Source organism: Amycolatopsis sp. NPDC054798, from assembly GCF_053611505.1.
Window position 1 is genome coordinate 1 of record NZ_JBSHAM010000189.1, and the last position, 7,162, is coordinate 7,162.

The window sequence follows — 7,162 nt, forward strand, 5'->3', positions numbered from 1 at the left end:
CCGGGCTCGTGGCGAGTCGCGTGGCTGAGAGGCCCGTGTGGGCCACCTTGAGGGAATCTGATTCCCTCAAGGTGGCCCTCACGGACGTTCGCGTCGTAGACCGCTCACGAGCGGAAGGCGGTCCGGTAAGCGCTGGGCGTAGTCGAGCGCAGCCGCGAAAACTGGTGCCGCAACGCAGCCGCTGACGCGTATCCGCAGGCCACAGCGATGTCTTCCACCGAGAGCGAGCCCTCTTCCAGAAGCGCCTGTGCCCGATCGAGGCGGCGTTCGGTCAGCCAGCGGTGCGGCGTCGTCCCGGTGGCGGCGGAAAACCGGCGCAGGAACGTCCGCTCCCCCAAACCGCTGCGGCGAGCCAATTCCGCGACCGTGAACGGCTGATCCAGCCGCCGTTCCACCCATTCGAGTGCTTCGGCGACCACCGCGTCGTCCGGCGCGGCCGTCGCGGGCACCGGAGCCTGCACGAACTGCGCCTGTCCACCGGCGCGGTGCGGCGCGGCCACCATCCGACGAGCCAACGCTGTAGCCGCCGCAACACCGCGGAGTCGCCGCACCAGGTGCAGGCACAGGTCCACCGCCGCGACCGTGCCAGCGCTGGTGAACACGCCGTCGTCGTCCGCGTAGAGCGCTTGCGGGTCCACTTCCGCCGAGGGGAAAAACCGGCGGAATTCCGGTTCGTAGATCCAGTGCACGGTGCAGCGACGGCCGTCCAGCAAACCCGCGTAGCCAAGCGAAAACACTCCCGCGCAGAACCCGGCGACCCACGCGCCGCGTTCCCGAGCGGCGCGCAACGCGTCCAGCAACGGCTCGGGCGGCGGCGCGGTCCGCGGCGCTTGCGTGGGCACAATCACCAAATCCGCGGACGCCGCGAAGTCGAGGTCGCGCAGTCCGGCTAGGCCGAATCCGGACCAGCTGGCCACTTCCGCCCCGCCCGGCGAGCACACGCCGAAGTCCCAGCCGGGCATGCCGTCCGCACTGCGGTCGGTACCGAACACCTCGCACGCGACCCCCAGCTCGAAAGGCGAAACCCGGTCCGCGAGCAGCACGGCGACCCGTTGCACGTCCATGTCGCCCAGGATGTCACAAGTTTTGCGGTCATTGTCATCTCTGACACTGGTTGAGCGTCGCCGCGAACGCGAATCTGGGACGCATGAAGAACCCCGAATCCCGCCCGGTCCTGCAGTGGTCCGCCGCGATGGCGTTGTCCGGAACGATCGGTGCGGTCGTGCTCGAAAGCGGCGCGGCCGCCCCCGCGGTCGCGTTCGCCCGCTGCCTCGTCGGCGGCGTCCTGCTGGTCGTGTGGTCGCTCGCCCGCGGCTGGTTCCGCGACTGGCGGCCGACCCGCCGCGACCTGCTGCTCGCCGTCGCCGGCGGTCTGCTGCTGGTCGGCAACTGGGTGCTGCTGTTCGCGTCCTACTCGCTGTCGTCCATCGGCGTCAGCACCGTCGTCTACCACACCCAGCCGCTGATCCTGGTCGGAATGGCGGCGATGTTCCTCGGCGAGAAAGTCGGCCGTTCGCACCTCGCCCGGGCGGGCGTGGCGTTCGCCGGAGTCGTGGTGATTTCCCTTTCCGCCCAAGGAGACGACGGACAGCCGGTGCGGTTCGCGGGGATCGCGCTCGCGCTCGGCGCCGCCTTGCTCTACGCCGGTGCGTCCTTCATCGCGAAGCAGCTCAAGCACATCCGGCCGCATCTGCTCGCGGCGGTGCAGCTGACGGTCGGCGCGATCGTGCTCGCGCCCGCGCTGCTGTTCACCCCGCTGCCGACTTCGGCTCCGGCACTGCTGTGGCTCCTGCTCCTGGGCACCGTGCACACAGCGGTGATGTACGTGCTGATGTACGCGAGCATCGGCAAGCTGCCGACCACGACGGTGGCGCTGCTGTCCTACCTGTACCCGGTGGTCGCGGTCGTGGTGGACATGCTCGCGTTCGGCCACCGGCTCACCTGGGCCGAAGGCCTCGGGATGCTGGCGGTGCTCGCCGCCGCACTGGCTCCGCAGCGAGCCAAGGCAGACAAGCCAGAAACGCGAAACGCCCAGCCGGGGATCCCCAGCCGGGCGTCTCGGTGAAGCGGAAAACTCAGTCGTGGTCCGGGCTGGTGTGGTACTCGAACACGAGCCCGCCCACGGCGATGAGCAGGGCCACGATCGCCATCACGAGCAGCCAGACGTGGAAGAACGCGAGGGCGAGGCCGGCCAGCCCGGCCGCCGCGGCCAGCGCGACCGGCCAGTAGCTGCCTGGGCTGAAGAAGCCCAGCTCGCCGGCCCCGTCGCTGATCTCGGCGTCCTCGCGGTCCTCCGGGCGCTCCTCGATCCGGCGGGACACGAACTGCATGTAGCTGCCGGCGAGGAACGCCAGGCCGCCGGTCAGGAACAGCGCGACGATGCCGACCGGTTCAGCCTTCTGGTCGGTGGTGAAGAGCGCGGTCATGACCCAGTAGACGGCGGTCATGAGGACGGCAAACCCCGCCACCATGTAGAAAATCCGGGCTTCGACCTTCATGGGATTGGTCCCCTGCTCCTTCTGGTTCGCCGTCAGTTGGACGCGGTGCGCGCGGTGCGGTCGGTGTTGAACGGCTTCGTGGTCACCGCGTACGGGCTGCACAGCTCGCCGCAGTTCAGCGAAGCCAGCGCCTCGGACGCCGTGTTCGGCTTGCCCGTCTTCGGGTTCGTCTCGGTGCGCAGCTTGAGGTACCGGTCGTACTTGTCCGGGGACAGCGCCCGCACCTCGAAGTTCATCACCGAATGGTACGTCCCGCACAGCTCGGCGCAGCGGCCGACGAACGAGCCTTCACGGTCGATCGAGTTCTGGAACGAGCTGTCCTGGTTGTTCTTCTCCGGGTCCGGCATCACGTCGCGCTTGAAGTTGAACTCCGGGACCCAGAACGAGTGGATGACGTCCGTCGAGCGGAGCCGGTACTCGATCGTCTTGTTCGTCGGCAGCACGAGCAGCGGGATCTCGCCGGAGGAGCCGACGGTGCTCACCTGGGTGCCGTCGGGACGCTTGGCGGCGTCGCCCTCGTACTTGAACTCCCAGTTCCACTGGAAGGCGATCACGTCGACGACGACGTCCGGGTTCGGCTTCTTGTCGAGGACCTTGCCCTCGGTCGTCGCGGTGAAGAAGAACAGCACGCAGACCATGATCGTCGGGAGGACGACCGTGAAGATCTCCAGCGGGATGTTGTACTGGAACTGCCGGGGCAGGTCCTCGGGGCCTTCCGCGGCGGCGCCCTTCTTCTTGCGGTGGAAGATCGCGGTCCAGAAGATCAGGGCCCACACGATCGCGCCGACGACGAGCGCGGCGATGACCGTCCACGTCCAGAGGGTGCGCATCTGGTCGGCCTGCGGCGTGACGCCGGCGGGCCAGCCGAAGCGGAGGATCTCGTCTCCCGAGCAGCCCGTCGCGGTCAGCGCCACCAGCACGGCCAGCGCGGCGACACGCCCGACCCGCTTACCCACCGGGGTGCGCTCTGGTTTTCCCACTGCGCCCTGCCCTTTCACCCAACAGGCCCTCTCACACCGGGCCTTCTTCGACCGATCTTCGTGACAGGCGGAGCCTAGCCGAGTTGGCCGCTCCCGCTGACCAAGGGGTGACCAGTTGCGCCACGCGTCACCCGCTTTCCGGGCGAGGCGCCCGGCCCCGGCATACTGGGCCCTTCCCCGGACCGGCCCGACCCTGAGGTGTGTGAGTACACGTGTGCGGCCTGCTTGGACTGATCTGCGCGACCGAAAACGACGCCGCGGACGCCCGCGGCAGCGTCGGCGCGGCGATGCGCTGCCAGCGCCACCGCGGCCCTGACGAGCAGGACACCTGGGCCGACGCCGAGGTCGTGTACGGCTTCAACCGGCTCGCCTTCATCGACGTCGACCACGCGCACCAGCCGCTGGTGTGGGGCCCGCCGGAGGCTCCCGGCCGGTACACGCTGAACTTCAACGGCGAGATCTACAACTACCGCGAACTGCGCGACGAGCTCGCCGAAAAATTCGGTGCGAAATTCGCCACTGAGGGCGACGGCGAGGCGATCGTCGCGGCTTATCACTACCTCGGGGACAAAGCGGTCGAAAAGCTGCGCGGGATGTTCGCGTTCCTGATCTGGGATTCCGCCGAAAAGGTCGTTTTCGGCGCGCGCGACCCGTTCGGCATCAAACCGCTCTACTACAGCGCCGGGCCGAAGGGCACCGCGTTCTCCAGCGAGAAGAAGAGCCTGCTGGAGCTGTCGGACACGCTCGGCGTCGCGCAGGAGCTGGACCGCACGGCGCTGCAGCACTACCTGGTCCTGCAGTACGTGCCGGAGCCGGAGTCGCTGCACACCGCGATCCGCCGCGTCGAGTCCGGCACCTCGTTCCGGCTCTCGCCGGGCGGGAAGCCCGAGTTCACCCGCTACTTCCACCCGAAGTTCGCCGCGAAGCCGGTGAACGGCCCGGCCGAGGCGGAGGCGCTGTACGAGCGCATCGCCGACGTGATGCGCGACTCGGTCGGCAAGCACATGATCTCCGACCCGGACGTCACGGTCGGCGCGTTCCTCTCCGGCGGCATCGACTCCACCGCGACCGCGACGCTCGCCAAGGAGCACAACCCGAACCTGATCGCGTTCACCACCGGCTTCGAGCGCGAGGGCTACTCCGAGGTCGACGTGGCCGCGGAGTCCGCGGCGGCGATCGGCGTGAAGCACGTGGTCCGCACGGTGTCGGCGGACGAGATGATGGAAGCGCTGCCGCTCATCGTCTGGTACCTGGACGACCCGGTCGCCGACCCGGCGCTGGTCCCGCTGTGGTTCATCGCGCGCGAGGCCCGCAAGCACGTGAAGGCGGTGCTGTCCGGCGAAGGCGCGGACGAGCTGTTCGGCGGCTACACGATCTACGGCGAGCCGATTTCGCTGGCACCGTTCGAAAAGATCCCCGGCGGCGTGCGCAAGCTGCTGGGCAAGGTGTCCACGAAGATCCCGGAAGGCACCCGGGGCAAGGACCTCCTGCGTCGCGGCGCGCTGCCGCTGGAAGACCGCTACTACGGCAACGCCCGCAACTTCCGCGACGAGCAGCTGCGCGCCGTGCTGCGGACGTACCAGGAAGGCGTCGGCTTCAAGGACGTCACCGCCCCCTGGTACGACGTGTCCCGCGGCTGGGACCCCGTCGCCCGCATGCAGCACGTCGATCTCTACACCTGGCTGCGCGGCGACATCCTGGTCAAGGCGGACAAGGTCACCATGGCCAACTCGCTGGAACTGCGGGTGCCGTTCCTCGACGCCGAGGTGTTCAAGGTCGCCGCTTCCATTCCGCTGGACCAGAAGCTCGCGCACGGCACCACGAAGTACGCGCTGCGCCAAGCTCTGGCGAAGATCATCCCCGGCCACGTGCTGAACCGGAAAAAGCTGGGCTTCCCGGTGCCGATCCGGCTGTGGCTGCGCAACGAGATGTACGACTGGGCCCGCGGCATCATCAGCGACTCGAAGACCGACGAACTGCTGGACAAGAACGCCGTCCTGCGCCTGCTCGACGAGCACAAGGCAGGCCAGCTGGACCGCAGCCGCCAGCTGTGGGCGCTGCTGGTCTTCATGCTGTGGCACGGCATCTTCGTGGAACACCGCATCAAGCCGGAAATCCCCGAACCGGTCTACCCGGTCAAGCTCTGAAACGTCCGTGAGGGGACCCCTGAGGGAATCTGATTCCTTCAGGGTTCCCCTCACGACCTACCCGCGAAGCCACAAAAGCCGCGCCGTCGTCACAACGGCCTTCGGGGCCGCCCGCCCACCCGGGGCGCGACGTCGCCAGGCAAAACCACAGCGATCTCCTCCGCCGCCTCCGGCCCGAACGCCTCCCGCACCCGGCTCAACGCCACCGCGCGGTCGAGAGTCCACTCCTGTGTCCCCACCGTCTCCAGCACCAGCACCGCGATCAAACACCCCAGCTGCGCCGCCCGCTCCAAACTGAGCCCGCCGTCGATCGCGGCAAGGAACCCAGCCCGGAACCCGTCCCCGACCCCAGTCGGATCCGCCTTCCCCTGCTCCTGCACCGCCCCGATCTGCAGCGCCGTCCCGTCCCGCCCGACGATCTCCACGCCCTTCTCCCCGAGCGTGGTGATCCGCAGCCCGACGCGCTCCAGCACATCCGCCTCGGTCCAGCCAGTCTTCTGCAGCAGCAACTCCCACTCGTAGTCGTTGCTGAACAGGTACTTCGCCCCCTCGACGAACGACCGCACCTGCGCCCCGTCCATCCGGGCCAGCTGCTGCGAGGGGTCGACCGCGAACGTGTACCCGCGCTGACGGCATTCCTGCGCGTGCCGGACCATCCCCTCGGGGTCGTCCGGGCTGATCAGCACCAGTCCGAGCCCGCCGACGCGCTCGGCGATCGGCCCCAGCTCGATGTTGCGGGACTCCGCCATCGCGCCGGCGTAGAACGTCGCGATCTGGCACATGTCCTCGTCGGTGGTGCACACGAACCGCGCGGTGTGCGCGATCTCGGACACCAGCACGCCCGCGGTGTCCACGCCGTGCCGCTGCAGCCACGACTGGTAGTCCGCCCAGTCCTGGCCCACGGCTCCGACGAGCACCGGCCGCACGCCGAGCACGCCGAGGCCGAACGCGATGTTCGCGCCGATGCCGCCGCGGCGCACGACGAGGTCGTCGGCGAGGAAGCTCAACGACACCCGGTGGAGCTGCTCGGCGACGAGCTGCTCGGCGAACCTCCCCGGGAAGTGCATCAGATGGTCCGTCGCGATGCTGCCGGACACGGCGATCCTGGGCTTGTCTGCCACCGGTTCTCCTCACGAGGTGGATGAGCTGTCGTTTTCGCGCCCTGACGCAAGTTACCCGCTGGTCATGACCCTTCCGGGTAGTTTCCGCGCCACGTTCCGACACTACCGGCCGGTACTCGTTTCCTGTTCAAGTCCGGCTGAATAGCGTGGCTTTCGTGAACCTCGCGACCGAACCGGAAACCCTCGGCGACCTGATCGCCGACTGCGCCGACCTCCCGTCGGCTCTGCAGCCCGAGCGCCCCGCTGACCAGGCACGACTTCCCCTCCCGAGGACCGCGCGGCCGTGGACGGTCGACGACGCCTGCCACGCGCAGGTCGCCGACCTCGACGCGTACGTCTGAGCACGCGAAAACCCAGCAGCAGTTGAACGGCCAGCGGCCGGAAACGACAACGGGCCCCGGCGCACAGTGTGCGCC

The 7,162-nt window shown here is 68.7% G+C and carries 7 protein-coding genes; 3 read left to right on the forward strand and 4 right to left on the reverse strand.

All coding sequences use genetic code 11. The features are described from left to right. Window positions 1-104: 104 nt before the first annotated feature. Window positions 105-1,064: a GlxA family transcriptional regulator gene (locus ACWGIC_RS44285; protein ID WP_452081942.1), complete on the reverse strand. Its 960-nt coding sequence runs from the start codon at window positions 1,062-1,064 to the stop codon at window positions 105-107. An 83-nt stretch (window positions 1,065-1,147) separates the two neighbouring features. Between ACWGIC_RS44285 and ACWGIC_RS44290 the strand changes: the two genes are divergently transcribed. Then, a complete protein-coding gene (locus tag ACWGIC_RS44290; protein WP_452081943.1) occupies window positions 1,148-2,065 on the forward strand; it encodes a DMT family transporter in 918 nt (305 codons plus the stop codon). A gap of 10 nt (window positions 2,066-2,075) precedes the next feature. Here ACWGIC_RS44290 and ACWGIC_RS44295 read toward each other — a convergent pair whose 3' ends face one another. Further along, complete coding sequence (locus ACWGIC_RS44295; RefSeq protein WP_452081944.1) at window positions 2,076-2,498, reverse strand: cytochrome c oxidase subunit 4; 423 nt, start codon at window positions 2,496-2,498, stop codon at window positions 2,076-2,078. A gap of 32 nt (window positions 2,499-2,530) precedes the next feature. Next, a complete protein-coding gene (gene ctaC / locus ACWGIC_RS44300) occupies window positions 2,531-3,478 on the reverse strand; it encodes an aa3-type cytochrome oxidase subunit II (RefSeq protein WP_452081945.1) in 948 nt (315 codons plus the stop codon). Window positions 3,479-3,690: 212 nt separating this feature from the next. Here ctaC and asnB point away from each other — a divergent pair, with 212 nt between their 5' ends. Continuing rightward, on the forward strand, window positions 3,691-5,625 hold the full coding sequence (gene asnB / locus ACWGIC_RS44305; protein ID WP_452081946.1) for an asparagine synthase (glutamine-hydrolyzing): 1,935 nt from the start codon (window positions 3,691-3,693) through the stop codon (window positions 5,623-5,625). Between the two features lie 89 nt (window positions 5,626-5,714). Here the strand turns inward: asnB and ACWGIC_RS44310 are convergent, their stop codons facing one another. Then, window positions 5,715-6,746, reverse strand: coding sequence for a carbohydrate kinase family protein (locus ACWGIC_RS44310; protein WP_452081947.1), 1,032 nt, complete (start codon window positions 6,744-6,746; stop codon window positions 5,715-5,717). 155 nt (window positions 6,747-6,901) lie between these two features. Here ACWGIC_RS44310 and ACWGIC_RS44315 point away from each other — a divergent pair, with 155 nt between their 5' ends. Beyond that, entirely contained in the window at window positions 6,902-7,087 is a 186-nt protein-coding gene (locus ACWGIC_RS44315) for a hypothetical protein (RefSeq protein ID WP_452081948.1), read from the forward strand. Window positions 7,088-7,162 lie beyond the last annotated feature (75 nt).

Bases quoted from the DNA above. Each gene is read 5' to 3' on its own strand.
- ACWGIC_RS44290 (WP_452081943.1), top strand. From the start codon at position 1,148: ATGAAGAACCCCGAATCCCGCCCGGTCCTGCAGTGGTCCGCCGCGATG.
- ACWGIC_RS44295 (WP_452081944.1), bottom strand. From the start codon at position 2,498: ATGAAGGTCGAAGCCCGGATTTTCTACATGGTGGCGGGGTTTGCCGTC.
- ACWGIC_RS44285 (WP_452081942.1), bottom strand. From the start codon at position 1,064: ATGGACGTGCAACGGGTCGCCGTGCTGCTCGCGGACCGGGTTTCGCCT.